Below are 24,163 nucleotides of genomic sequence, written 5' to 3' on the forward strand. Positions count from 1 at the left end.
GATGGGGAGCGGTGGTGGTTCATGCGTCACACCACCGCTCGCCCGACATCTGGTTGCTGCCAGACGTCAGGAGGACGGTTTGGTCTCTGCATCGACCGCCGCGATCGCCTCCGCCAGTGCCGCCCGCACCCGCGCACGTTCCTCCGGGTCAAGCTGTGCCATATCCAGGTGAAGATCGAGTCCGGCGAAATGTTCGCTCATCACACGAAGGTTTCGATCCGCTCCCAGGAGGCCGTTGACGGCATAGGGGACGATCTCGCGCTGAATGCCCTTCATGGTGATCGGTGGGAGGGGCGTTGCGTCGACGATGTCTTTCACCAGCGCGTAGGTTTCGTAGCTGATGACGATCTTGCCGCCTTCGGCAATGGACTGCAGGCGCGCGGCCAGGTTGGCCTCGGCGCCGATGATCGTGTAGTCCATCCGGTCATTGCTGCCGAAATTGCCGACGTTGCAGTAGCCCGAATTGATGCCCATCCGGACGACGAACGGCTCTTCCGTGCCGTCCAGGCGCCATTTCTCCTTCAGTTCGCCAAGACGCCGCTGCATGTCCACCGCCATGCGCAGGCAGGCTTTGGCGTCTTCGACGGATCCATTGGTCTCCGGATCGCCGAAGAACACGAGAATCGCATCGCCAATGAACTTGTCGAGCGTGCCGCCGTGCCTGAGCGCGATCGCCGACATCTCGGTGAGGTACTCGTTCAGCATCTCCGTCAGCGCTTCCGGCTGCAGGCGCTCCGTCGTGGCGGTGAAGTCCTTGATGTCGGAGAAGAAGATCGTCAGCCGCTTGCGTTCCGTCTGGATGACGACATCCTTCTGGCCGCTGAAGATGCTCTTGTAGACCTGCGGTGACAGATAGCGCGAGATCTTCATGGAGATGCTTGCCAGGAACTCGTTCGTCGATTCCAGTTCATGGTTGAAGCCCTCGATCAATGCGGTCTGGCGTTGCTGGAAGGCGACGAAGCCGATGCCGAGGGCTGCCATGCACCCGAAATAGGCCAGCAGGTATTTGAAGGCGAAGACGTTGCGGGCAAACGGCTGGCTGATGATCACTTCCTGGATTCCGCGCACATCTCCGACCTTCCAGTCGGTTTTCGGGCTCTCCGGATGCGTGTTATGGCAGGCAACGCAGGCCTTGCCCATGATGACGGGGGTGACGAGGCGAAAGGTGTTGGTGAAGCCGCTACGGCTGATCTGGGTTGGCGTCTGTTTGGGGTCTTGCCGAAGCTCAGTGAGCGCTTGCGTTTCGAAAGCGTCGAGGGGATGAGGCGGGCGTCGCTTGAATGGCAGGTCGGAGAGGAACCGATAGGTGATGTTGGCCTGCTGCTGGCGGATCACGTCCCCGAGCTCGAGCGAAAGCGTGGCCGGGATCGGGATTGCGCCCGGAATGTCGGCATACTCGTGCGTGACAACGGTGCCGGTGTCACCTCCGGCGGCGTGGGCCGCGAGGATGCGTCCGACGACATTGCTGGCATAGTAGGAGCGGATACTTGTGATCAGCGAGCTCATGTCCTCGGCCTGGCGTTTTAGCGCCCCTTGCGAAAGGGTGCTGACATCCATCCAGACGGCAATCGGCAGACCGGCCAGCATCGCCAGGATCATGAAGCTGATGAAGTATCCGGTCTTTCGCGCGGTCCGCCCGCGATCGCCCCCATATGCCACGACAAGCCTCATCAATATTAATCCGTGCCGACGCGCAAGCACTGGCGACGCGACGTTGCCGTTGCATGCTATCGGCTGCGCCGACCAATTCCGTCGCCTTGCGGAGACGGCGTGCTCACCAATTCATGTCGATAGCAGGAGCATGCGCCCATCTTTATCGTCAATCGGGCGCTCCTGACCAATTTTGGAGGCACTTTGCATGGCGCGCAGGCGGCCATCAAAATGCACGCAACCGTGCGTTCTCATTGCGCCCGGGATCAGACCTTGCGGAACTCGATCCGGTAGGTGACCTCCTCGCCTGTCGTCGGATCGACCCCTGGTGCACCACTGATGACCAGCTTGTTACCGTCGATCGAGAAGGGACGGATCAGATCGGTCACGCCCCAGGCCGGGTTCCAGCTGGCGTCCACGTGATGGACGACCCTGCCGTTTTCGAAGGTGTAGGATCCGGCATAGGCAAGCATTGTGTCGAACAGCTCGATCTTTTCTGCATCTGTCGGCAGCCGCCCCTTCGATGACGGGCGATGTCGGTTGACCACCACCGCCATCATGCGTCCGTCGGGCTGATAAGACAGGTATCCCACTGGATCGGGGCCCATGGCATCGGTCACAGCACCTGATGCCACCGCTTTGCGTGTCCATGAGATCATTCGCCAGGTTCCGTGCAGTCCGGCCGTATTTCCCATCGATCCCCCCTTTAAAGGTTCGCGCGGGCATTCTAGCAAAAGGCGGCTGCGCGCGACAGGGTCGCCGTCACGCGCTGTGCGGGTCGAACTCTATCTCTTTCAATCGGATGGCGATCGTGCGAGCATTCCCTTCATGACACAACTCACAGAACCACTGATCGAGGTTATCGCCTCCAATCCCAGCCGCGAATGTCGTGACGCCATTGTAAGGGCGCTCGACGCATACAACATGGCCAATATCGGCGACATCGAAGACAAGCCCGATTTCGCTGTCCTTGTCCGCGATCGCGCGGGTGGTGACGTCATCGGCGGCCTTTATGCCATGGATGGATATGGCTGGGCCTTCATCAAATTTCTCGTCGTGCCGGAAGGCTATCGTGGCGCCGGGCTTGGAACGCGGCTGATGGCCGAAGCGGAAGCGATCGCCCGCCAGCGCGGCTATCTCGGCGTCTGGCTCGACACATTCGAGTTTCAGGCCAAGCCGTTCTACGAAAAACTTGGCTATGAAGTCTTCGGGCAACTCGAGGGCGGACCGGGTGCATTTGCCAGGTATTTTTTCAAGAAACGTTTTGCCTGATCCGGGTGCGGGGCCAACTGTGAACGTGGAACTGATAAGTCCGGAGTTCGGTAAGTTGCCCGCTTATGAAGCCGCGCTCGGCAACGGCTGGTCGCCGGATCCGCGCCGGACCGACGAAGCGTTTACGGCTATGCTGCTCGCCGAACTCCGGTGCGATCGCCGGGGCTTCTTCGAAGAATTGATCCGGACGGACGACCTAGTCACGCTTGCCGACGGGCGGACAGTGCCGCGCCTGCCCACCTGCTTCTTCTGGATTTGGGACGGCACCTTCTGTGGAACGATCGAACTGCGTTTCCAGCCCGGCACTGACGATCTTCCACCCTACGTGGCCGGGCATGTCGGTTACTCGGTCGTGCCGTGGAAACAACAGCGTGGCTACGCGACGATAGCGCTCGGGCAGCTTCTGCCTGTTGCGGCAGGAAAGGGATTGAGCAGGATTACAGTGCTCTGCAACGAGGACAATCTTGGCTCAAGGCGCGTCATAGAACGCAACGGGGGCAGGCTCGTCAAGGTAGGCCCGCATCCGTTGGATGCACCGGAGCGGATCAAGCTCCATTTCGATCTCAGTGTCCTGCCGTTATCCTGAAACGCCCTCGGCGGCCTCGCGGATCGTCTGCATCAGGATCGATAGCGGCAGCGAAGGAATGGCGTCGGTTCGCATCGTCAGGCCGACCGGACCCTTGGTTTCGCTGGTATCGATCGGCAGGACGGCCAGCAGACCGTCAGCGACGTCCATGGCGACAACCCCTGACGATATGATCCACACCGCATCGCTGGCGCGGACAAAGGCGCGTCCAAAGGAATCCGACACGGTCTCGATCTGGTTCGGCAGGCTTGCGACGCCGTTGGCGATCAGGAAGCTTTCGACGAAGGGGCGAATGATGGAGGCGCGCGTCGGCATGAGCACTGTGTACTGGCCAAGATTTGAAAACAGGGAGCCCTTTGTCTTGGTCAGTGGGTGCCCCGCGCGAACCACGAAGACGACCTGTTCGGAATAGAGGTGTTCGAAGGAGAAGCCCGCCATCTTCTCCGCGCTCGCGAGGCGGCCAACGACGAGGTCGAGATCGCCGACGCGCAACTGCTCCATCAGGACCGAATTTTCGCCGGTCACGATCTTGATCCGGCTCCAGGTGTTTTCCTTGAGAAACAGTTCCATCGCGCGTGGCATGATCCTCGTCGAGACGGTGGGCAATGCCCCGATGCGGATCGGGGGAGCCTCGCCGAAGCGCTCCTGCGACACAGAATCGAGACCCTGCCGCAGCGCAGTCAGTGCCGCGCCGGCGTGCCGCAGGAAGACTTCACCATAGCGGGTGATCTTGATGCCGCGCCCGTCACGCTCGAAGACGTCGACGCCCAGCACTTCTTCGAGTTCGCGAATCGTCTTGGTGACGGCCGGCTGGCTGACATTCAGCAGCCCCGCTGCCTTCATCACGCTTTTCTGGCGCGCGACCTCGACAAACGTCTGCAGATGGCGAAACTTCACACGGCTGTCGATCATGAAGGTTCATAACTCCGAAGTTATCGAAACGGCACAAAATATCATTTTACCTAACCAAATTAAACATCCAATTTGACCCTGGATCTGCGCAGCAGCCTGTTCGCGATATAATTGCGATGAAGGATCCGCACGCAGGGAGGAGAGTTCAGTGCAGTTTGCCCGCATCAACGACGTCACGATTCACTATCAGCTTATCAGCGGTCCTGCCGATAAGCCGGTCATTGTCTTTGCCAACTCATTGGGCACGGATTTCCGCATCTGGCGGGACGTCATCGTTCGGCTCGCCGGCGATTATGCAATCATCCTGTACGACAAGCGCGGCCACGGACTGTCGGATGTCGGTCAGGTGCCCTATTCGATCGAAGATCATGCGTCCGACCTCGCCGGTCTCCTCGATCTGCTGGCGGTCAAGAAAGCCTTTGTTTGCGGTCTTTCCGTCGGCGGCCTGATCGCACAGGCGCTCTACCAGCGTCGCCCGGATCTCGTGCAGGGCCTCGTCCTCTGTGACACAGCGCACAAGATTGGAACGGCGGAGAGCTGGAACACGCGCATTGCCACCATCGAGAAATCCGGTATCGGCAGTATCGTCGATGCCATTATGGAGCGTTGGTTCACACCCGCGTTCCGGCGCCCTGAGAACACTGCTTATGCCGGATACTGCAACATGCTGGTGCGCCAGCCGGTCGAAGGCTATGTCGCGACCTGCGCTGCTATCCGCGACGCCGACTACACCGAGGCTGCTGGCAAGATCGCCGTGCCGACCATCTGCATAGTCGGCGACCAGGACGGTTCGACACCCCCGGACCTGATGAAGTCGACGGCGCAGCTCATTCCAAACGCACGCTTCGAAGTGATCCGCGATGCCGGCCATATCCCCTGCGTCGAGCAGCCGGAAGCGCTGACGGAGGTGATCCGCGCTTTCATCGATTTCGCATTGCATGGAGAAAAGCACCCATGACTGATCCCCAACTGACTTCCGCACGCTACAGCCAAGGGATGGCGACGCGTCGTTCCGTGCTCGGCGACGCCCATGTCGATCGGGCCGAGGCGAGTTCGACGGCCTTCGACAAGCCGTTTCAGGAACTGATCACTGAAGCGGCCTGGGGGAACGTGTGGTCGCGCCCGGGTCTGACGCATCGTGAGCGATCGATCGTGACGATTGCGCTTCTCGCTGCCCTTGGCCAGGACGACGAAGTCGCAATGCATGTTCGAGCCACGGCCAACACGGGTGCGACGCGCGACGACGTTTGCGAAGCGCTTCTGCATGTGGCGATCTACGCCGGTGTGCCGGCCGCCAATCATGCCATCAAGATCGCCAAGCAGGTATTCGAGCAGATGGACGCCGGCAAGGCGGCCTGAAAGGTAGACGATGTCCGACTTAACCAACCGCAAGCCTGAAACCGGGGCCTTCTTCGCCCGTGACCGCGAGTGGCATGCGCCTGCGTTCACGCCGGGCTACAAGACTTCCGTTTTGCGTTCGCCACAGCGCGCCTTGCTTTCCCTCGACGGCACGATCTCGGAGATCACCGGACCGGTGTTCGGCCACTCGATGATCGGTGAACTCGACAACGACCTCATCCACAATTTCGCTAAGCCCGGCGAAAGCGCGATCGGCGAGCGCATCGTCGTTCACGGCCGCGTGCTGGACGAGCGTGGACGACCGGTGGCGGGTGCGCTGGTCGAGTTCTGGCAGGCCAATGCCGGCGGTCGCTATCGCCACAAGAAGGAAACCTACCTCGCGGCCATCGATCCGAATTTCGGCGGCTGCGGACGATGCATCACCGACGAGCACGGCCAATATGCCTTCCGCACGGTGCGTCCGGGCGCCTATCCCTGGCCGAACGGTGTCAACGACTGGCGTCCGGCGCACATTCACTTCTCGATCTTCGGCCATGGTTTTGCCCAGCGGCTGATCACGCAGATGTATTTCGAGGGAGATCCGATGATCTGGAAATGTCCGATCGTCGGCACGATCCCGGACAAGCGCGCGATCGAGCAGTTGATTGCGCCGCTGGACTGGGGCAACACCATTCCCATGGATGCCCGTGCCTACAAGTTCGACATCGTATTGCGTGGCCGCCGTTCGACCATGTTCGAAAACCGGATGGAGGGAAACTGAGATGGTCCAGGAACTCGGATACCTCAAGGAAACGCCGTCACAGACGGCCGGTCCCTATGTCCATATCGGCCTCACGCCGAACTTCTGCGACATCAACGGCGTCTATGAAGCCGACCTCGGCACTGCGATGGTCAACGACAAGACGCTTGGTGAACGCATCACGGTAACGGGACGGGTTTTCGATGGCGCCGGCGCCTTTGTGCGCGATGCCGTTCTGGAGATCTGGCAGGCCGACAGCGCGGGCCTCTACAACAGCCCCTCGGAAATGCGCGGCACGGCCGATCCCAATTTCACCGGTTGGGGTCGTTGCGCGACGCGCGCGGAAGACGGCGTCTTCACGTTTGAAACCGTCAAGCCCGGCCAGGTTCCGTTCAAGGACGGCCGCAAGATGGCGCCGCATATCACAGTGTGGATCGTCGCGCGCGGCATCAACATCGGGCTTCACACCCGCATGTATTTCCCCGAGGAGACCGAGGCGAATGCCGCCGATCCGCTGCTCTTGCGCATCGAACACCGCGAGCGCGTGGCAACGATGATCGCGTCGCGCGAAGGGTCGACATATACGTTCGACATTCGCCTGCAGGGCGATGGCGAAACGGTGTTTCTGGATATCTGAAGCGCGTTCGGTTAAGCCTGAATTGCGAAGCGGCTCCCCTCTCCTGCCCTTCCCCGAGGGAAAGGGGAACCTCTCCGGCTCGTGCCGTCTCGAATGGGATGGCGGGGCCCGGCCCGCAATGGGGAGATGGAACTGGATTGCATGACGACATCGGCCTTCGACCACCCCTTCCTGTCCGGCCTGCTCGGGGATAGCGAGGTCGGCGCGTATTTCTCTGTGGAGGCTGACGTCCGTGCGATGCTGGCGTTTGAGGCCGCCCTTGCCAAGGTCGAAGCGACCCAAGGTGTGATCTCCGCCGACGCTGCTGGGCGCATCAGTGCCGTCTGCAGCGAATTTGCTCCCGATATCCTCTCGCTCAGAACTGCAACGGCTCGTGACGGCGTTGTCGTTGCCGACCTCGTCAGGCAGTTGCGGGACGCCGTCGGCGGCGACTTTGCAAAGTCGGTCCACGTCGGCGCGACCAGCCAGGACGTTATCGACACCAGCCTGATGCTGCGACTGAAGGCCGTGGCGCTAGTCTTTTCGACGCGTCTGTCGGCGGTCGTCGATCTTTTCGATCAGCTCGATCGCTCGTTCGGCAGCGACGCGCTGATGGGGCGCACACGCATGCAAGCCGCCATTCCGATCACCGTTTCCGATCGTCTGCGTGCCTGGAGTGCGCCTCTGCAGGCCTATGTCGACAGGCTGAGTGAACAGCGCTTTCCGCTGCAGTTCGGTGGCGCCGCGGGGACACTGGAAAAGCTGGGAGACAAGGCGGCCGAGGTACGCGCAGCTCTCGCACAGGAACTCGGTCTTGCCGACGAGCAGCAATGGCAGAGCCAGCGCGTGCCTGTTGCTGACTTTGCCAATCTCCTGTCGTTGATATCGGGAAGCCTCGGAAAATTCGGGCAGGATATTGCACTGCTCGCACAGGCCGGGGAGGAGATCGAGCTTGCGGGCGGCGGCGGCTCGTCGGCCATGGCGCACAAGCAAAATCCCGTGGCTGCGGAAGCCCTGGTGGCACTTGCACGCTTCAACGCGACGCAGCTTGCCGGCATCCACCAGTCGCTGGTGCATGAGCAGGAGCGCTCCGGCGCGGCATGGACGCTGGAATGGCTCATTCTGCCGCAAATGGTTATGGCAACGGCCGCCTCGCTCCGCCTTGCGCTGGAACTCGCAGCCAACATCCGGCGTATTGGTCGGAAACAATAACCAAAGCGATATGTATGTCGGCTGTTATTTCATTTTACATTACCGTTTTGGATAAGACATTATCCCAATGGTTCTAGCTGCGTGCTAACCTTGGTGTAGGAGTGCGCCATGTCTCTGGGAGGAATTATGAAACGGACTGTTCTCGCCGCCGTTGCGGCTGTTGTCATGAGCACGGCAGCCTATGCCGACACGATCAAGGTCGGGGTCGTCGGGCCATTCTCCGGTCCGTTCGCGCTGCAGGGCAAGAATTTCAAGGCCGGCATCGATGCCTACATGGCGCTTAACGGCGACAAGGTCGGTGACAACACGGTCGAGGTTATCTATCGCGATCTTCCTGCCGCCGACCCGGCGCAGTCGAAGGCCCTGGCGCAGGAACTGGTCGTCAAGGAAAAGGTGCAGTATCTCGCCGGCTTCTATTTCACGCCGGACGCGATGGCGGTGACGCCAATCCTCAAGCAGGCGAACACGCCGCTCGTGATCATGAATGCAGCGACATCCGCCATCGTGACGAAGAGCCCGCTCGTCGTGCGCACGTCGTTCACGACATGGCAGACATCGACGCCGATCGCCAAGGTCGCGCATGACGCCGGCGTTGCCAAGGTCATCTCCGTCGTCAGTGACTACGGCCCGGGTGTTGACGCTGAGAACGCATTTAAGGCCGGCTTCGAAAAGGAAGGCGGACAGATCGTCGAAGCGATCCGCATGCCGCTTTCGACCAATGATTTCAGCCCGATCATGCAGCGCATCAAGGATTCCGGCGCACAGGGCGTCTTCGCCTTCCTGCCGTCGGGCCCGACGACTCTCGGCTTCGTCAAGGCCTACAACGAGAATGGCCTGAAGGCTGCCGGCATCAAGTTCTTCGGTCCCGGTGACTTTACCCAAGAACCAGACCTTCCGGCACTCGGTGACGCGGCGCTGGGTATCCAGACGACGTTCCACTACTCGGTGTCGCACGACTCGCCGGAGAACAAGGCGTTCGTCGAGGCTGCTTCCAAGGCCATCGGCAACAAGGCCGAGCTGTCCTTCCCTGCGGTCGGCGCCTATGACGGCATGCATGTCATCTACAAGATGATCGAAGCGACCGGCGGCAAGCAGGACGCGGCAAAGGCAGTCGATGCCGTCAAGGGTCTCTCCTGGACCAGCCCGCGTGGCCCCGTCTCGATCGACCCGGAAACACGCCACATCACGCAGAACATCTATCTGCGCGAAGTCGCGAAGGCCGATGACGGAACGTACTACAACAAGGAAGTCCAGACCTTCGAAAAGCAGGGCGATCCGGGTCTGGCGGCTGCCAAGTAGCCAAAGCGTGGCCAATCCTTGCTCCGTGCCGACTGGCGCCCGGAGCAAGGATAGCCAGAGCACGTCTCTCGGCGAGAGGACGGACGCGGCGGGGTTGGCGAATCCCGGTAGCGGTCACCTCAGGGAAGGCCCCGCAAACCGCATCCCAATGATCGCAAGAGGCTCGTGCCAAACTTGAATGATATGATCTCCAAATGACGCGGCAGCCGGGTTTTGCCCATACGACAGCATAACCGCCGGGTTGCGTCGCAAATGCAGGGATCGACGACGATGAGATACATCAATCCAACGGCGCTGGAGTTTGGCCCACGCTCCTCTTTCGGGCGGGGAGAGCCGGCTAGTATCCATCCGGTGCTTCTGGTTGAAGCATCAAACAACGCCCGAACTGAGAAACGGTAAGCGGAATCCAGTCATGCAAACAATATTCAGCATAGCAGTCGATGCGCTTGCCTACGGCATGGTGCTCTTCGTGATTTCAATCGGTCTGTCGATCACGATGGGATTGATGCGGGTGGTCAACTTGGCCCATGGCGCCTTCGCGATGATTGGCGGCTACATTGCATCCTATGCGGTTCGTGATCTTGGGCTCGGCTACGGCTTGGGCGTCCTTGCCGCCGTCGTCGGCACAGTCATCATTGCCGTGCCGATCGAACGCTTCCTTTACCGCAGGATCTACGGCGCGCCGGAACTGACGCAGGTGCTAATGACCATCGGCATTACCTTCTGCATCATCGGGATCGCCAACTACGTCTTCGGTCCGACCTTGAAGACCATCCCACTCCCGACAGGTCTGCAGGGCTCTGCGGATCTTGGTTTCAGGACCATCCCCGTGCATCGCCTCTTTGCCATTCTCTGCGGCCTGGCTGTGGCGGGCGGGCTCTGGTACGCGATCGAGCGCACCAGTTTCGGCGTGAAGCTGCGCGCCTCGGTCGATAACGCGGCAATGGCAGCGGCGCTGGGTGTGCGCACCCAGATTATTTACGCGCTGAGCTTCGCGGTCGCCGTCGGACTTGCCGCTTTCGGCGGTGTCGTCGGCGCGGAGTTGCTGCCGGTCGAGCCCTACTACGCCCTGCGCTACATGGTCACCTTCCTTGTCGTCGTCTCGGTTGGCGGGGCGGGCTCTATCCCGGGCGCACTGATTGCCTGTCTTGTGCTTGGCGGTATCGACACGACAGGGCGTTACCTGATGCCGGAATTCGGCGAGTTCTTCTTCTACCTCGCGGTCATCGCCATCATCTGCGTTTTCCCACGCGGTCTCGCAGGAAGGACGAAATAGGATGTCTCACGTCTTGAACACCGACCTTGTCAAATCAGGTGCTGTCCGGCCGTCGCGGACCTTGGGTCGCGATATTGCCGGCGTTGCCGCCATTCTTCTGGTCGCCGTCGTCGGTTATCTCCTGTTTCCCGACAATCTGGCGCTTCTGACCCGCATCATCGCCGTTGCGCTGTTCGTGCTCTCGCTCGACCTCGTGACCGGTTATTGCGGCGTGGCAACGCTTGGCCATGCCGCGCTGTTCGGCTCCGGCGCCTATGCCGCCGGTATCGTCTCGGCTCACTATGGCATCAACGATCCGTTGCTGATGACGCTTGCAGGTATCGCCGGCGGTGCGGTAGCCGGGCTGATCAGCGGTGCCATCATTCTGCGCGGCCACGGCCTGCCGCAGCTTGTCCTTTCGATCGCGTTGATCAATCTTTTCCACGAGTTCGCCAACAAGGCGTCGAGCTGGACGGGTGGCAGCGACGGCCTTTCGGGAATTTCCTCCGATCCGATTTTCGGCATGTTCGAGTTCGACCTCTACGGTCACACCGCCTATGTCTTCGGTGTCGTGTTGCTTGTGGTCGTTTTCGTTGCCCTGCGCTTTCTCGTTCGCTCGCCGTTCGGCATGCTGTGTCGCGGCATCAAGGAAGACCCGGTGCGCATCAAGGCGCTCGGAGCATCGCCGAAAGCTGCCCTGATCAAGATGTATGTCATTTCAGGTGCGGTCGCCGGCATTGGTGGCGCGCTCAACGCGATCACCACGCAGGTGGTTGGCTTGGACAGCCTCTCCTTCACCATGTCCGCGGAATCGCTGGTCATGCTCGTGCTCGGGGGCACCGGTTCCCTGTTCGGCGCACTGTCGGGCACGGTCGTCTTCATGCTCTTCGAAGACTATGTGTCGGCGGCCAATCCGTTCCATTGGCTGACCATGGTCGGCGCGCTGCTGATCGTCGTCGTCCTCTTCGCGCCGAAGGGCCTTTACGGTACCGCGGTCGATCTCTTGAACCGCAGGAAGGGTGCAGGCAAATGAGCGCCGTCTTCGAAGTCATCAATCTCAGGAAGAACTTTGGCGGCCTCGCGGTGACCAACGATGTGTCGCTTTCCATGGCGCCTGGCGATCGGGTCGCCCTGATCGGTCCGAACGGGGCCGGCAAGACAACCTTCGTCAACCTCGTGACCGGCAATCTTGCGCCCGATTCCGGCGATGTCCGGCTGGGCAGCGAGACCGTCACGAAGATCGGCGCGAACGGCCGTGTGAAGCGCGGGCTGGTCCGGTCCTTCCAGGTCACGCGGCTGTTCCATGACATGACGCCGGCCGAGCATGTCGGGCTCGCCATCCTTCAGCGCGAAGGCCGCACCGGCCGTATGTTCGGCAATTTCCTTGCCATGCCGGATGTGATGGCCGAGGTATCAGGACTGCTTGGAACGCTGGGCATCGGCGAACTCATGCATCGCAAGGTCAACGAGATCGCCTACGGCCAGCAGCGTCTTCTCGAAATCGCCGTCGCAATGGCCCTGAAGCCCAAGGTGCTGCTGCTCGACGAGCCGGCCGCCGGCGTGCCGCAGAGCGACACGGGGCGCATCGAAAAGGCGCTCGCGGACCTGCCCTCCGATCTGGCGGTGCTGATGATCGAGCACGACATGGATCTCGTTTTCCGCTTCGCCACGCGCGTCGTGGTGCTAGCGGCAGGTACCATCATCTTCGACGGCTTGCCCGCCGATGTCACAAAGGACGCCCGCGTGCGCGAGGCCTATCTCGGGAGCTATGCCAATGCCAGCCACGCCGCTTGAAGTCGAAAATCTCTGCGCGGGATACGGCCCCACGCGGGTTCTCGAAGGCGTGTCGTTTTCCGTCCCTGCCGGTGCCCGGCTTGCCGTTCTCGGACGCAACGGCATGGGCAAGACGACGCTGCTTGCAACCCTTGCCGGACAGACCAAGCGCTACGACGGGACTATTCGCCTCGGGAGCGCGGACGTGTCATCGATGCCTAGCGCATCGCGGGCGCATCAGGGACTGGGCTATGTTCCGCAGGCGCGCTGCATCTTTCCGACGCTGACCGTCGAGGAAAACCTGTTCGTGGGCCTGAAGGGTCGGCCCAAGAGCGCTCTCGAGGAAGCCTATTCGATGTTTCCGCGCCTGAAGGAACGCCGTCGCAATCTCGGCGGCCAGCTTTCCGGTGGCGAGCAGCAGATGTTGTCGACGGCGCGTACTATTCTGGGGCGCCCGACGGTCCTCTTGCTCGACGAGCCTCTGGAAGGGCTTGCGCCTGTCATTTGCGAGGAGCTGATGAGCGCCTTCGCCGAACTGGCGAAGACCGGCGACATGACGATCCTGCTGGTCGAGCAGCGCATTCAAAGCGCGCTGGATTTTGCCGACCACGTCATCGTTCTCGAGCGTGGACGTCTTGCCTGGAGCGGGACGCCGAAGGCGCTCTCGGATGACCACGATGCCGTTGAGCGCTTGCTTGGCGTCGGCGGCCTGCATTGAGGCGATCGCGCGGCAATGCAGCCGCGCGTCTGCCATCTGATACTTTCGGCGAATTTCGACGCAATTGTATTCTCGAGCGAGAATGACCATGTATTGGAGACGAAACACGGGATTTGCCGCTCCCGTTTCGTCGTGACCGCAGCCTCTTTACGGAATTCCAACCATAACCGGTTGCTTTCTGGAACAAAAACCGGTTGCTTAGGAAAATCTACGGTTTCTCCTGATAGCCGGTGGATGAGGTACCAAGGATACATGCGGCTCATGGAATACCACGCTTCGCTTCCGGCTCGAACAGTGATTGCGACAACGCGGTACGGTCGGCCATTTTGAAAACGCTATGAGTAAAGATCTCTTTCAAGTTAAATTCTGGGGCGTTCGTGGCAGCATTCCGGTTTCCGGCCCTGAATTCGATCGCTATGGCGGCAACACCTCCTGCATCGAAATTCGCTGCGGCGAGCATCGCATGATCTTCGACGCCGGTTCCGGCGTGCGCGAAGCGGGTCTCGCCATGCTCAATGACGAGGTGAAGGACGTCGATCTGTTCTTCAGCCACTGCCACTATGACCACATCATCGGCCTGCCCTTCTTCAAGGCGATCTACTATCCTTCGATCGATCTGCGCATCTGGTCCGGCCACCTCGACGGCAAGATGAGCACGCGCGAGATGATCGAGCAGTTCATCAGCCCGCCGTGGTTCCCGGTGAAGACAGACATCTGCCAGGCGACGATGAGCTTCCGTGATTTTCATGCTGGCCAGACGCTGGAGCCGCACCCGGGCATCAAGATCAAGACCTATATGCTCAATCATCCGGGTGGGGCGATCGGCTACCGTATCGAATACAACGGGCGGTCGGTCTCGCTGATCTATGACATCGAGCATATCCCCGGAACCTACGATCCCGTGGCGCTGGAGATGATGAAGGACGCGGATCTCGCCGTCTACGATTGTACGTATAACGAAGACGAGATGCAGCGCTTCAAGGGCTTCGGCCACTCGACCTGGCAGCACGGCATCGAACTCGCCAAAATGGCGGGCACCAAGCAGTTTGCGCTGTTCCATCACGCGCCCTCGCGCACGGATGCGCAGCTGGAGGGCATGGAAAAGGACGCGCAGGCGGCCTTTGCGCAGTCCTTTGCTGCGCGCGATAACCAGGTGATCGAACTCTAGGCTGCCAGCAGCTCCCGCGATGTCTTCCATTGGACTGCCGGATGCCCGGCGGTCTCGTGGGCAAGCCGCTCCAGGAAATCCCAGGCGATGCCATCGTGGACCAGATGATGCGTGAGAATGCCGATCGGTTCGGCGTTGCCGTCAAAACGGTCGCGTAGTTCCGCAACGAGCGCTGCGACGAGATCGGCATGCGGCAGGCCGCCCCGCGCGCCATGCCAGTTCATGATATCGACGTGGGTATTGAGCAGCGGCATCGGACCGCCGGGCTTCACCCTACCGTAAACGGACAGGCTTTCGAAGCCGAGCGCCGGAAGCTGCGGGATCAGGGGTCGGCTGATCCTGTTCCATGGCGGCACCAGCATCGAGACGAACTTATCCTCGTAACGCCGCCGCAGCTTGTCGAGACCCTCACCCAGCTCGCCGAGCACAGCTGCAGCCGGCCTGTGATTGCCGAGTTCCTGTTTCTTTTCGTCCGGTCCGGCATGGTTGGTATGGGACCAGCCGTGCGGTGCGACCAGCACATGGCTCTCATCCGCCAGCCTTTCTGCGAGCGCCGCACCGGTGGGCGCGGGTATGACAGCAAGCGTGACCGGAATCGCGGCCCGCCCTGCCAATGCCAACAGCCTATCCAGTGCCTCTGTGGGCTCTGTGGCGTCGTCATCTCGAAGCCATAGCCGGGCGACGCGGTTGGCTGCCTGCCAGCGGTCGAGCTCCTGCCTCAGCGGGCTCCAAATCCGATCGTCCGTCATGCCGTTGCTCCTGCATATGCGCGTAAGATGCTGTCCAATGTTGCGGCCGCCCTTGTCAAGGATCGCTGCTCCAGCACGAAGTTGCGCGCCTGCTGCCCCATCTCCGACCTCTTGAGCGAATCGTCGAGCAGTGTGGCGATCGCGGCGGCATAAGCTTCGATATCGCGGTCCGGCGTCAGATAGCCGGTCGCGCCGTTCTGAACGACTTCGGGGACGCCTGCCGTGTGTTGCGCCACCACAGGCAGCCCGGCGGCTTGAGCTTCAAGATAGGCAAGGCCATAAGCCTCACCGCAACCCGGCCAGACATAGATGCCCGAAGCAACAAGCTCGGCCACGATCTCGTCGGCGGAACGCTCCCCGAGCCACTCGATGCGCTCCGGTGCGAAGCCAGTAAACAGCTGTTCCACCTCGGCGCGCATCGGACCATCGCCTGCAATGGCCAATGTCCAGGGACGGTGTTCGATGCGCCGCAGGGAGTCTGCCAGCATGGCATAGCTTTTCATCTTGTCGCCGGCGCGCATCATGGCGACGGTAATCAACCGGGTGGGAACCGGTCTCATTACTGCCGCCTCAAATGGAGCGGTATCGATGAAGGGTGCAAGCGCTGCGAGGCGCGCCCGCGGGATCGCCTGCTCCAGTCCGGATCGATCGCGTTGGGTGAAGGCGATATTGATCGCTGCTCCTTCCACCTGCTCGGCGACAAGCCGCTGGAACGGCGCCCAATCGGTGCCGTCGCGCTTTGGCGAGTAGGAGGCCTCCGCCGTTATCCAGGGAATGCCGAATTCGGCGCAGATCGCCGGCCCGAAGGGATCCGCGGATTTATAGTAGGGATGGTAGCAGAACCAAAGCTGCGGCCTGTCGATGTCGGCCCATTTTGCCCGCAGTCGCGTCAGCTCTTTGCGTGCCTGGCCGCGCAGTTGGTGCGCGGCCTCCGGCGATGGCGCGAAATTGCGAAACTCGGAGACAACCTCGACGGAGTGGCCGGCCAATGTCAGCGCGCGGATGAGCAACCGAGCCATCAATCTGTCGCCTGATGGCACAGGATGGTTCGGCGACTTCAGCGGAGCGTAAAACGCTATTCGCACCACATTGCTCCCGCTGAAACGGTCTGTTCACATCCCACGAGGGCGCCTGCCGGAAAAAACTCTGCTATTATGCACTTCCTTACAAGCTGCTGACGAATATGTGAAATGCTGTTGCCACGACAACGCGGCAATTCCACCTCAAGTGCGTCATCTCTATTGTATTTGTGATTTGGGTTTCAAGAACGGGATTGAATGGCGACCCTCGCAGTCAGCAGCATTTTTTCGGAGCGCTCGATCAGGCGAGCCCGGCTCGGCTCGGGTCTGGTGATGTTCGTCTTCGCCACGTTGCATTTTTCCAACCATGCATTGGGACTGATCTCCGTTGACGCGGCCGACGATGGTCGGCGGCTGTTTATGGCCTTGTGGCGAAACCCGCTCGGCACGTTGCTGCTCTATGGGGCCATATTCACACATATCGGTCTGGTGCTCCGCTCGATCTATGTCCGTCGAAGTCTGGTCATGCCAAAGACCGAGATGGCCCAGATCGTGCTGGGCCTTGCGATACCGCTGCTGTTGATCGATCATGTGATCGGGACCCGCATCGCGCATTCCCTCTTTCACTTCCGCGATGACTACGAGGCGATCGTTCGCCTTCTCTGGATTACGGCGCCGGCAAATGCGGTCCGACAGATCACGGCACTTGTGGTGATCTGGATCCACGGCTGTATTGGCTTGCATTTCTGGCTGCGATACCGCGTCTGGTATGCGCAGATCGCAGCACCCCTGCTGGCGGTCGCGATCCTTGTTCCGGTCCTCGCCATTCTTGGCTTTATCGAAATGGGACGCACGATCGCCGAGCCGGCCTATGAAGGTACCGTCGACAGGCGGCGCTACGAAGAAAACATCAACGCGCGCTACTACTCCGACCCCGAGGCACAGCGGCAGATCGCCATGATCCGCGCCGGATTGTACGGGTCGTTTTCAGGGGCGCTGCTGATTGTCGTTGCCGCGCGAACCCGGAGACGGTGGAAGGAACGGGTCGATCAGATCACGGTCCACTATCAAAGCGGAGAGTCGATCCAGGTCCCGCGTGGGTTCACAGTGCTTGAGGCCAGTCGCCTCGGCGGCGTCCCTCACTACTCGGTGTGCGGGGGAAAGGGGCAGTGCTCGACCTGTCGCGTGCAGGTTCTCAGCAACTACGAAAACCTGCCACCGCCCGACAAGCTGGAGCAGTCGACGCTGAAGCGCATCAATGCTGCCGCCGATGTGCGTCTTGCCTGTCAGCTCCACCCTGTCGAGGACATCACGGTGGTTCCGCTGCTCGTTCCGGCCACCGAGACCTCTCTTCCCGCCAACAGCCAGGAGACCAGTCCGGGGCGCGAACGCGAAATAGCCGTCCTATTCTGTGATATCCGCAATTTCACGACGCTGACGGAGACCCGGCTACCCTTCGATATCGTCTTCCTGCTGAACCGGTATTTCGCATTGGTCGGCAATGCGGTGGAACAGGCTGGCGGTCGCATCGACAAGTTCATCGGCGACGGCGCCATGGCCTTGTTCGGGATCGGCAATTCGCCCGAGGAAGCGTGCCGGCAGGCGTTGGCGGCAGCCGCGGCGATCGCCCGCGACATCGAAAAACTGAGCGCTGAACTGTCGGATGAACTCTCCATTCCGCTTCGGATCGCAATCGGCATTCATACCGGTCCCGCGGTTGTCGGCACGCTGGGGTATGGTCGCGTTCGCAGCACGACGGCCATTGGCGACACCGTCAACGTGGCGAGCCGGCTTGAAAGCGCTGCGAAGGAATTCGACGTTGCGCTTGTGATATCCGAACCGGTCGCGTTGCGCGCCGGCGCTGATGTAACCGGTGTCGAAAGTCGTGAAATCAGCGTGCGCGGTCGGGCCTTGCCCTTGAAAGTCTATGTGGTTTCGAGAGACAAGACGCTGGAACTGTTCACAGGGAAGAACTGATGCCCGGCTCCAGCTGGCTTGCCGCCAAATACTGGCAGAAACGCCTTCGCAAGATGCGAAACGCCGTTGCAAGCCGCCTCTTCGACACCAGAACCGGTCGTCGCCTGCTCATCGAAAATGTGGGCCCGCGCGTCGTTTCCATGACGGTGGATGCCGGCGACCATCTGATGACGTTTTCGCCGGGCGACTACATTGGCCGCAAGGTCTTCCGGAAGGGGCATTTCGAACGGGATCATGTCGATCGCCTGCTGAAGGTTCTGGAAGCGCGAGGCTTGATGCGCAAGGCATCCACGCTCCTCGAGATTGGCGGCAACATCGGGACCCAGACGGTGTATTTCGCGCTCGCCAGGGCCTATGCTCATATCGTAAGCATGGAGCCCGATCCTCGCAATTTTCCTCTCCTCCAGACGAACATACGCCAGAACCGGCTTGAAGAGTGTGTCACGCTGGTCAACTGTGCGGCCGGCGAGACCGCGGGCGAGATCGATTTCTTTCTGAATGCGAACAACCACGGCAAGAGCAGCGCATTTCGCCAGAGCAAAACCGACGTGAAAATCAGCGTGCCGGTGAAGCCGGTCACGCAGGTCCTCGCGGAACTTGCCATCGATCCGGCCGATATCGGCCTCGTTTGGATGGATATCGAAGGCTACGAGCCGGTTGCCTGCCGTTCCATGCTGCCTTTGATGTCTCGCCGCGTGCCGCTCTACATGGAGTTCACGCCGCTTTTTTACGGGCCGGCGCAGACGGCTGCTTTCATAAACGATCTCGCAGCATTCTACGATAATTGCCTGGTTTTCTTCGAAGATCACGAGCAGGAAATGAAGGTCATCGATCTGCCGGGTGGCATCGATCAATATGACGTCCTGTTTCTTCCCTGATCACGTCTTCCGGTAGAGGTAGTACCTGCCTTCCTTGATGCCGGGCGGCAGCGGCAGAGGCTCGAGATCCGGCCGGTCGATCGGCAGGCCGCTGACGGCGATCCCGTTCGTGGCCAGAACGCCCGCCATCAGTTGCGGCAGCCAGGTCAACGTGATGGCGTCGATATCGTCATGGCCGGTGCCGATGTCAGCATGCGCGAGCGAGGCGCCGATCCCGAGATAGGCCTGGCCGGTCTCGCGAATGTCGCCGGTGACCATATCCGCCTGTGGCGGCGTCGAAGCGGAATAGGAGCGGACCTCGCGATCGAAGGCGATGATGCGTCGATCGGAAAGATGCTCGCGCAGATGATCGTAGGTCCGGCCGTTACCGAGGCCGAATTCGAGGACGGGTCCCTCGGTTTCTCTCACCAGGTCGAAGATCGAATTGAGAATATCGCGCTGAGCCGTCAGGCGGCGAATGAAGCTGTCGAGGCGGCTCATTTATGTCCTTGTCCGTTCTCTTGTTTTCGACGTCGGTGCTATCACACCAAACCTTGGAAAGTCGATTGCCGTAAATGCAAAATGCCCTTGCGGCGGCAACATGGGTCTGTGCTAGGCTTCTGCGTATGAACGATATTTCGAACGACAGATTCTTTGCCGGCGTGCCGGTGTTCACGGATTTCGAGGGTGTTGCGGACACGGGCAACTATCGTCCGCTGCCCGAGGGCTGGATCCTCGCGCTCGCCGATATTGTCGGATCGACGCAGGCGATCATGGACGGGCGCTACAAGGACGTGAACATGGCCGGCGCCAGTGTCATCTCCGCGGTACTGAACGCGGTCGGCAAGGAGGACTACCCCTTTGTCTTCGGTGGCGATGGCGCATTGGTCGCGCTGCCGAGTTCGTTGGAGGCGACAGCCCGCCAGGCGCTCGCAGCGGCGCAGCGGTGGGTGGAAGAAGATCTGGGGCTGACGTTGCGGATCGCCGTCGTGCCACTCGGGGACATCAGGAACGAGGGTCTTGATGTCCGCGTCGCACGCTATGCCGCCAGCCCGTTTGTTACCTACGCAATGTTTGCTGGCGGCGGGACCAGCTGGGCCGAGCGCCAGATGAAGCTTGGACGCTACGGCGTGGAACCCGCACCCGCCGGAACGCGCCCTGACCTCAGCGGCCTTTCCTGCCGGTGGGATCCCATTCAGGCGCAGAACGGCGAGATCGTGTCGATCATCGCGGTGCCTGGCAAGGGAGGCTCCGGCGCCGAGTTCCGCGACCTCGTCGGACAGATCGTGGCGATCTCGGCAGAGCAGAATCGAGGCGCTCACCCTGTTCCCGTCGATGGGCCGGCGCTTGGCTTTTCGCTTCACGGCATCAATCGCGAGGCGCGGGCAACCGCCAAGGACGGGCGGCGCTGGAGGCAGCGATTTTCCATCATGCTGCAGATCGCGTTGACGGTCGCGCTCCACACGCTGGGGATCAAGCTTGGTCGTTTCGATGCCCGGCGATACCGGCGGGACGTTTCGGAGAATTCGGATTTTCGCAAGTTCGACGACGGCTTGAAGATGACCATCGATGTCGACCGCGATCATCTCACGCGGATCCAGGCGCTGCTTCAAGAGGCCCAGGACAAGGGGATCGCTCGCTACGGTCTCCATCGTCAAAGCTCGGCGCTGATGACGTGCTTCGTGCCAACGCCGCTATCGCGCGATCACATGCACTTCATCGATGGCGCCAGCGGCGGCTATGCCGTCGCCGCCAGCCAGATCACGGGCAAGCAATTGTCGGGCGTGGAGGTCACGCCTTGACGATGTGATCGCCTTGAAGGCCCTGCCGCGCGAAGACGTTGCGGGTATCGATGATAAGAGGCGCGTTCTTGGCGAGCGCGCTGTAGTCGATCCCATCGTGGTCGGTGGCGATAAGCACGGCGTCGTAGCCGGCGAGGTTTTCAAGGCTGATGGACTTGCGGCCCTTCAAGGCCTGGTACTCGCGGGTTGGCGGGATCTCCGCGACGTGGGGATCATGGTAATCCGCCTTGCCGCCGCGCTCTTCGATCAGCTCGATCAGCCGGAGCGAAGGGCTTTCGCGAATGTCGGCGACGTTCTTCTTGTAGGCAAGGCCGAGAACGAGCACCCGCGAACGGCTGAGCGCCTTGCCGGCGCGGATGTCGAGCGCCTCGGCAAGCTTCCCGACCACGTAGCGCGGCATGGCGGAGTTGATCTCGCCGGCGAGTTCGATGAAGCGGGTGGGCAGTTCGTATTCGCGCGATTTCCAGGTCAGGTAGAACGGGTCGATCGGGATGCAGTGTCCGCCGAGGCCGGGTCCCGGATAGAACGGCATGTAGCCGAACGGCTTTGTCTTGGCGGCATCGATCACTTCCCAGACGTCGATGCCCATGGCGGCATAGACGGTCTTCAGCTCATTGACGAGCGCGATATTGACCGAGCGAAAGATGTTTTCGGTGAGCTTCACGGCCTCGGCCGTGGCATTCGAAGACACCGGAACGACGGTCTTGACCGCCGCGCCGTAGAAGCTTGTCATCAACGCGAGGGCCTCGGCACCGTCACCGGCGACGACCTTGGGGATGGTTGCTGTGTGAAAATGCTGATTGCCGGGGTCTTCCCGTTCCGGCGAAAAGCCGACGAAGAAGTCCTTGCCTGATCTGAGGCCGGTCTTCTCGAGAATGACTTTGACGATGTCGTCGGTCGTGCCTGGATAGGTGGTCGATTCCAGTACAATAAGCTGGCCGGCGCGCAGATGTGCGGCAATGGCGTGCGACGTCGCCTCTACGAAAGAGAGGTCGGGGTCGCGATGCTTTGTAAGCGGCGTCGGAACGCAGATGACAATGACGTCGCAGTCCTTCAGCGCGGCAAAGTCCGTGGTGGCAGAAAAACGCCCGACGTTGATTTGGGTGGCAAGATCAGCGCTGGTCACGGCGTCGATATAAGAACGGCGCGCTTCGATGGAGACGATTTTCCCCGGATCGATGTCGAAACCTGTCACCGGGAAGCCGCTGCGTGCAATGGCCATGGCGAGCGGCAGGCCGACATAGCCGAGGCCGATAATGCCGGCGCGCGCGCTGCGGGCCTCGATCTTGGAGAGAAGTGCGTCGAAGGTAGGGGAGCTGGCCAAGGCAGGGTCTCGTCTGGATTCCGGAAGATCGGTTTACGGTCTAATGGAAGTTCTGCGCGAATGAAACCCGCAAGAGATTGTGTGGGCGATCACAGCTTCGAGCCGCCTCTCCCGGCGTTGCGTGGTGTGGCGAAAATGGCTCGGATGCCTAAAGAGATGCCATCCGGAGGCCAGAAAATATGCAAGAGCCATTGTCTGGCGTTCGTGCCATGCCTATTTACGTTGGATAACAAACCACCAGAAAGGACTCCTATCCAGCCCGGAATATCAAGGGTTTGACAGGTGCCGCTGCCTCCCCCGGCAGATTGTTGACACAATAATACCGCTCGTCCATCCTGATTGTCCGCCTTGCGCATGACCATGCTGCATGACGGCCTGTCGACTCTTTGAGGGGGTGGCGTGCCTTATGAGGATATTACCGAGAATGGGCGCGATCGACCTCCGTGTTTCATCGATTTTGCTGGATCGGGTTGCTGAATGGCTGACGAATTCTTCGCTGGCCGGCGACGACCTTGAAAGTATCGTTCGCGGTTTCTGCGAACGCATAGCCGCCGCCGGTCTGCCGATCGCGCGGGTGCATCTCACCTTTTCTATGCTGCATCCGCTCTACGATGCGCTCAGCTTCACCTGGCGACGGGCAAGCGGGGTGACGATCGAAGGATACCGGCATGCGGCGGGACAGAAGCCGGACCGGTTTCTGCAAAGCCCCTACTATTATCTGCTAGACAACAATCTCCAGCACATCCGCCGCCGTATTCCGGCCGATGGTCCCGCGGAATTTCCGGTGTTTCAGGATTTGCGCGAGGAGAAGATCACCGACTACCTCGCCTTCGTGCAGCCGTTCGGCGACGGTTCCGTGCAGGGAATGATGGGGTCCTGGTCGACCGACAGCTATTCCGGCTTCTCCGACGACATGATCGATGCGTTACTGCGCATGCAGAACCATCTGGCTGTTGCCGCGAAGATGGCCGTCCTCGGCAAGCTCGCCAACAACATGCTGACAACCTATCTAGGTGGCGATGCCGGAAAGCGCGTTCTCAACGGCCAGATCCGTCGTGGAGACGGTGAAACGATCCGTGCGGCACTGGTGATGGGAGACATGCGACAGTCGACCATGTACGCGGAAAAGGAAGGCCGACAGACCTATATCGATACGCTGAACCAGTTCTTCGATGCCATCGCGGCGCCCTTCAACCGCAATGGTGGCGAGATCCTGAGCTTCATCGGCGATGGTTTTCTGGCCGTCTACCCGTGCGGGCGCCACAAGGACCCCTCTTCCATCGCCTGTCAGGCCGCGCTGTCGGCCGTGCATGTCGCGCAGACACACGTGGCGGAGCTCAACAGGGAACGGCAGGACAAGGGGCTCAGCAAGATCTCCTACGGTATCGGCCTGCATGTCGGCAATGTGATGTTCGGGAATGTCGGCCTGAAGGACCGCCTGACATTTTCGGCATTCGGGTCTGCGGTTAATGAAGTCCAGCGGTTGCAGTCGCTGACGAAGAAATATTCCCGTGAGGTTGTGGCAAGCCAGGCATTTGCGGGCTATTGCGGCGGCGAGTGGACGACCCTTGGCGAGGAAAAGCTGCGCGGTGTGCGCCAGAAAGTGACGGTGCTGCAGCCGCGGGCGCCGACGCCTCTGGTGGCGCTCGAGGATGGCTTCGACGAGGTGGCGCCAAGCGGTCTTTCGGAGGCAGAGCAGGTTATTCTTCTCCATCGCGACGCTCGCAAACAGGCCAAGGCGCCGGTGGCGGAAAAGCTCATGTAGGCGGGACAAACCGCCATTAAAATGGCCCGCCTAGCCCCTTGCCGGGACGAGGTGCAGCCTGGTTTTTTGCGTGTGTGTCATCAACTGGACACCCCGTTTGCGGTACGCTAG

Annotated in this window: 24 protein-coding genes; 17 read left to right on the forward strand and 7 right to left on the reverse strand. The window is 60.8% G+C overall.

Translation table 11 applies throughout. The features are described 5' to 3' along the window. Positions 1 to 66: 66 nt before the first annotated feature. On the reverse strand, positions 67 to 1,671 hold the full coding sequence (locus tag A6U87_RS18565; protein WP_065692762.1) for an adenylate/guanylate cyclase domain-containing protein: 1,605 nt from the start codon (positions 1,669 to 1,671) through the stop codon (positions 67 to 69). Between the two features lie 245 nt (positions 1,672 to 1,916). Then, complete coding sequence (locus A6U87_RS18570) at positions 1,917 to 2,345, reverse strand: lipocalin-like domain-containing protein (RefSeq protein WP_065692763.1); 429 nt, start codon at positions 2,343 to 2,345, stop codon at positions 1,917 to 1,919. 133 nt (positions 2,346 to 2,478) lie between these two features. Here A6U87_RS18570 and A6U87_RS18575 point away from each other — a divergent pair, with 133 nt between their 5' ends. Further along, positions 2,479 to 2,922, forward strand: a complete 444-nt coding sequence (locus tag A6U87_RS18575) for a GNAT family N-acetyltransferase (RefSeq protein WP_065692986.1) — start codon at positions 2,479 to 2,481, stop codon at positions 2,920 to 2,922. Between the two features lie 55 nt (positions 2,923 to 2,977). Then, positions 2,978 to 3,508 (forward strand): GNAT family N-acetyltransferase, encoded by a 531-nt coding sequence (locus A6U87_RS18580; protein WP_244499530.1) that lies wholly within the window; start codon positions 2,978 to 2,980, stop codon positions 3,506 to 3,508. On the opposite strand, the gene pcaQ is transcribed toward A6U87_RS18580, so the two are convergent. Next, complete coding sequence (gene pcaQ / locus A6U87_RS18585) at positions 3,500 to 4,420, reverse strand: pca operon transcription factor PcaQ (protein WP_065692765.1); 921 nt, start codon at positions 4,418 to 4,420, stop codon at positions 3,500 to 3,502. The two genes, A6U87_RS18580 and pcaQ, sit on opposite strands and share 9 nt — an antisense overlap. Positions 4,421 to 4,568: 148 nt before the next feature. On the opposite strand from pcaQ, the gene pcaD reads away from it, so the two are divergent. From pcaD to A6U87_RS18640, 11 genes are all read left to right on the forward strand, one after another. Then, on the forward strand, positions 4,569 to 5,378 hold the full coding sequence (gene pcaD / locus A6U87_RS18590; protein ID WP_065692766.1) for a 3-oxoadipate enol-lactonase: 810 nt from the start codon (positions 4,569 to 4,571) through the stop codon (positions 5,376 to 5,378). Next, positions 5,375 to 5,779 (forward strand): 4-carboxymuconolactone decarboxylase, encoded by a 405-nt coding sequence (gene pcaC, locus A6U87_RS18595; protein ID WP_065692767.1) that lies wholly within the window; start codon positions 5,375 to 5,377, stop codon positions 5,777 to 5,779. Before pcaD ends, pcaC begins: the two co-directional genes overlap by 4 nt. A 10-nt stretch (positions 5,780 to 5,789) precedes the next feature. Beyond that, positions 5,790 to 6,539: a protocatechuate 3,4-dioxygenase subunit beta gene (pcaH, locus tag A6U87_RS18600; RefSeq protein WP_065692768.1), complete on the forward strand. Its 750-nt coding sequence runs from the start codon at positions 5,790 to 5,792 to the stop codon at positions 6,537 to 6,539. 1 nt (position 6,540) lies between these two features. Beyond that, entirely contained in the window at positions 6,541 to 7,155 is a 615-nt protein-coding gene (gene pcaG / locus A6U87_RS18605) for a protocatechuate 3,4-dioxygenase subunit alpha (protein ID WP_065692769.1), read from the forward strand. Positions 7,156 to 7,296: 141 nt separating this feature from the next. Beyond that, positions 7,297 to 8,346 (forward strand): 3-carboxy-cis,cis-muconate cycloisomerase, encoded by a 1,050-nt coding sequence (locus A6U87_RS18610; RefSeq protein ID WP_065692987.1) that lies wholly within the window; start codon positions 7,297 to 7,299, stop codon positions 8,344 to 8,346. A 126-nt stretch (positions 8,347 to 8,472) separates the two neighbouring features. After that, on the forward strand, positions 8,473 to 9,645 hold the full coding sequence (locus A6U87_RS18615) for an ABC transporter substrate-binding protein (RefSeq protein ID WP_065692770.1): 1,173 nt from the start codon (positions 8,473 to 8,475) through the stop codon (positions 9,643 to 9,645). Between the two features lie 412 nt (positions 9,646 to 10,057). Further along, positions 10,058 to 10,921, forward strand: coding sequence for a branched-chain amino acid ABC transporter permease (locus tag A6U87_RS18620; protein WP_065692771.1), 864 nt, complete (start codon positions 10,058 to 10,060; stop codon positions 10,919 to 10,921). A 1-nt stretch (position 10,922) separates the two neighbouring features. After that, positions 10,923 to 11,933: a branched-chain amino acid ABC transporter permease gene (locus tag A6U87_RS18625; protein ID WP_065692772.1), complete on the forward strand. Its 1,011-nt coding sequence runs from the start codon at positions 10,923 to 10,925 to the stop codon at positions 11,931 to 11,933. Beyond that, positions 11,930 to 12,694, forward strand: coding sequence for an ABC transporter ATP-binding protein (locus tag A6U87_RS18630; RefSeq protein WP_065692773.1), 765 nt, complete (start codon positions 11,930 to 11,932; stop codon positions 12,692 to 12,694). The genes A6U87_RS18625 and A6U87_RS18630 overlap by 4 nt, the downstream gene beginning before the upstream one ends. Beyond that, complete coding sequence (locus A6U87_RS18635) at positions 12,675 to 13,391, forward strand: ABC transporter ATP-binding protein (RefSeq protein WP_065692774.1); 717 nt, start codon at positions 12,675 to 12,677, stop codon at positions 13,389 to 13,391. The genes A6U87_RS18630 and A6U87_RS18635 overlap by 20 nt, the downstream gene beginning before the upstream one ends. A 337-nt stretch (positions 13,392 to 13,728) precedes the next feature. Beyond that, on the forward strand, positions 13,729 to 14,559 hold the full coding sequence (locus tag A6U87_RS18640; RefSeq protein WP_065692775.1) for an MBL fold metallo-hydrolase: 831 nt from the start codon (positions 13,729 to 13,731) through the stop codon (positions 14,557 to 14,559). Here A6U87_RS18640 and A6U87_RS18645 read toward each other — a convergent pair. Both A6U87_RS18645 and A6U87_RS18650 read right to left on the reverse strand, forming a co-directional pair. Then, on the reverse strand, positions 14,556 to 15,308 hold the full coding sequence (locus tag A6U87_RS18645) for a polysaccharide deacetylase family protein (protein ID WP_065692776.1): 753 nt from the start codon (positions 15,306 to 15,308) through the stop codon (positions 14,556 to 14,558). The two genes, A6U87_RS18640 and A6U87_RS18645, sit on opposite strands and share 4 nt — an antisense overlap. Next, positions 15,305 to 16,393, reverse strand: a complete 1,089-nt coding sequence (locus A6U87_RS18650) for a glycosyltransferase family 4 protein (RefSeq protein WP_065692777.1) — start codon at positions 16,391 to 16,393, stop codon at positions 15,305 to 15,307. Before A6U87_RS18650 ends, A6U87_RS18645 begins: the two co-directional genes overlap by 4 nt. A 192-nt stretch (positions 16,394 to 16,585) precedes the next feature. Here A6U87_RS18650 and A6U87_RS18655 point away from each other — a divergent pair, with 192 nt between their 5' ends. Together A6U87_RS18655 and A6U87_RS18660 are read left to right on the forward strand one after the other, a co-directional pair. Continuing rightward, a complete protein-coding gene (locus A6U87_RS18655) occupies positions 16,586 to 18,304 on the forward strand; it encodes an adenylate/guanylate cyclase domain-containing protein (protein ID WP_065692778.1) in 1,719 nt (572 codons plus the stop codon). Then, positions 18,304 to 19,182, forward strand: a complete 879-nt coding sequence (locus A6U87_RS18660) for an FkbM family methyltransferase (RefSeq protein WP_065692779.1) — start codon at positions 18,304 to 18,306, stop codon at positions 19,180 to 19,182. Before A6U87_RS18655 ends, A6U87_RS18660 begins: the two co-directional genes overlap by 1 nt. Here A6U87_RS18660 and A6U87_RS18665 read toward each other — a convergent pair whose 3' ends face one another. Further along, positions 19,183 to 19,662, reverse strand: coding sequence for a class I SAM-dependent methyltransferase (locus A6U87_RS18665; protein WP_065692780.1), 480 nt, complete (start codon positions 19,660 to 19,662; stop codon positions 19,183 to 19,185). 125 nt (positions 19,663 to 19,787) lie between these two features. On the opposite strand from A6U87_RS18665, the gene A6U87_RS18670 reads away from it, so the two are divergent. Beyond that, positions 19,788 to 20,963, forward strand: coding sequence for a DUF3095 domain-containing protein (locus A6U87_RS18670; RefSeq protein WP_065692781.1), 1,176 nt, complete (start codon positions 19,788 to 19,790; stop codon positions 20,961 to 20,963). Here the strand turns inward: A6U87_RS18670 and A6U87_RS18675 are convergent. Then, positions 20,953 to 22,287, reverse strand: a complete 1,335-nt coding sequence (locus A6U87_RS18675) for a nucleotide sugar dehydrogenase (protein ID WP_065692782.1) — start codon at positions 22,285 to 22,287, stop codon at positions 20,953 to 20,955. The two genes, A6U87_RS18670 and A6U87_RS18675, sit on opposite strands and share 11 nt — an antisense overlap. A 424-nt stretch (positions 22,288 to 22,711) precedes the next feature. Between A6U87_RS18675 and A6U87_RS18680 the strand changes: the two genes are divergently transcribed. Continuing rightward, positions 22,712 to 24,052, forward strand: coding sequence for an adenylate/guanylate cyclase domain-containing protein (locus A6U87_RS18680; RefSeq protein WP_065692783.1), 1,341 nt, complete (start codon positions 22,712 to 22,714; stop codon positions 24,050 to 24,052). Positions 24,053 to 24,163: the final 111 nt, after the last annotated feature.

This window comes from Rhizobium sp. AC44/96 (assembly GCF_001692185.1).
GTDB lineage: Bacteria > Pseudomonadota > Alphaproteobacteria > Rhizobiales > Rhizobiaceae > Rhizobium.

What these genes read in the sequence shown, in the direction of transcription:
- A6U87_RS18565 (WP_065692762.1), bottom strand. Translation starts at nt 1,671, where the DNA reads ATGAGGCTTGTCGTGGCATATGGGGGCGATCGCGGGCGGACCGCGCGA.
- A6U87_RS18570 (WP_065692763.1), bottom strand. Translation starts at nt 2,345, where the DNA reads ATGGGAAATACGGCCGGACTGCACGGAACCTGGCGAATGATCTCATGG.
- A6U87_RS18575 (WP_065692986.1), top strand. Translation starts at nt 2,479, where the DNA reads ATGACACAACTCACAGAACCACTGATCGAGGTTATCGCCTCCAATCCC.
- pcaQ (WP_065692765.1), bottom strand. Translation starts at nt 4,420, where the DNA reads ATGATCGACAGCCGTGTGAAGTTTCGCCATCTGCAGACGTTTGTCGAG.
- pcaC (WP_065692767.1), top strand. Translation starts at nt 5,375, where the DNA reads ATGACTGATCCCCAACTGACTTCCGCACGCTACAGCCAAGGGATGGCG.
- pcaH (WP_065692768.1), top strand. Translation starts at nt 5,790, where the DNA reads ATGTCCGACTTAACCAACCGCAAGCCTGAAACCGGGGCCTTCTTCGCC.
- pcaG (WP_065692769.1), top strand. Translation starts at nt 6,541, where the DNA reads ATGGTCCAGGAACTCGGATACCTCAAGGAAACGCCGTCACAGACGGCC.
- A6U87_RS18610 (WP_065692987.1), top strand. Translation starts at nt 7,297, where the DNA reads ATGACGACATCGGCCTTCGACCACCCCTTCCTGTCCGGCCTGCTCGGG.
- A6U87_RS18615 (WP_065692770.1), top strand. Translation starts at nt 8,473, where the DNA reads ATGAAACGGACTGTTCTCGCCGCCGTTGCGGCTGTTGTCATGAGCACG.
- A6U87_RS18620 (WP_065692771.1), top strand. Translation starts at nt 10,058, where the DNA reads ATGCAAACAATATTCAGCATAGCAGTCGATGCGCTTGCCTACGGCATG.
- A6U87_RS18625 (WP_065692772.1), top strand. Translation starts at nt 10,923, where the DNA reads ATGTCTCACGTCTTGAACACCGACCTTGTCAAATCAGGTGCTGTCCGG.
- A6U87_RS18630 (WP_065692773.1), top strand. Translation starts at nt 11,930, where the DNA reads ATGAGCGCCGTCTTCGAAGTCATCAATCTCAGGAAGAACTTTGGCGGC.
- A6U87_RS18635 (WP_065692774.1), top strand. Translation starts at nt 12,675, where the DNA reads ATGCCAGCCACGCCGCTTGAAGTCGAAAATCTCTGCGCGGGATACGGC.
- A6U87_RS18640 (WP_065692775.1), top strand. Translation starts at nt 13,729, where the DNA reads ATGAGTAAAGATCTCTTTCAAGTTAAATTCTGGGGCGTTCGTGGCAGC.
- A6U87_RS18645 (WP_065692776.1), bottom strand. Translation starts at nt 15,308, where the DNA reads ATGACGGACGATCGGATTTGGAGCCCGCTGAGGCAGGAGCTCGACCGC.
- A6U87_RS18655 (WP_065692778.1), top strand. Translation starts at nt 16,586, where the DNA reads ATGGCGACCCTCGCAGTCAGCAGCATTTTTTCGGAGCGCTCGATCAGG.
- A6U87_RS18660 (WP_065692779.1), top strand. Translation starts at nt 18,304, where the DNA reads ATGCCCGGCTCCAGCTGGCTTGCCGCCAAATACTGGCAGAAACGCCTT.
- A6U87_RS18665 (WP_065692780.1), bottom strand. Translation starts at nt 19,662, where the DNA reads ATGAGCCGCCTCGACAGCTTCATTCGCCGCCTGACGGCTCAGCGCGAT.
- A6U87_RS18670 (WP_065692781.1), top strand. Translation starts at nt 19,788, where the DNA reads ATGAACGATATTTCGAACGACAGATTCTTTGCCGGCGTGCCGGTGTTC.
- A6U87_RS18680 (WP_065692783.1), top strand. Translation starts at nt 22,712, where the DNA reads ATGGGCGCGATCGACCTCCGTGTTTCATCGATTTTGCTGGATCGGGTT.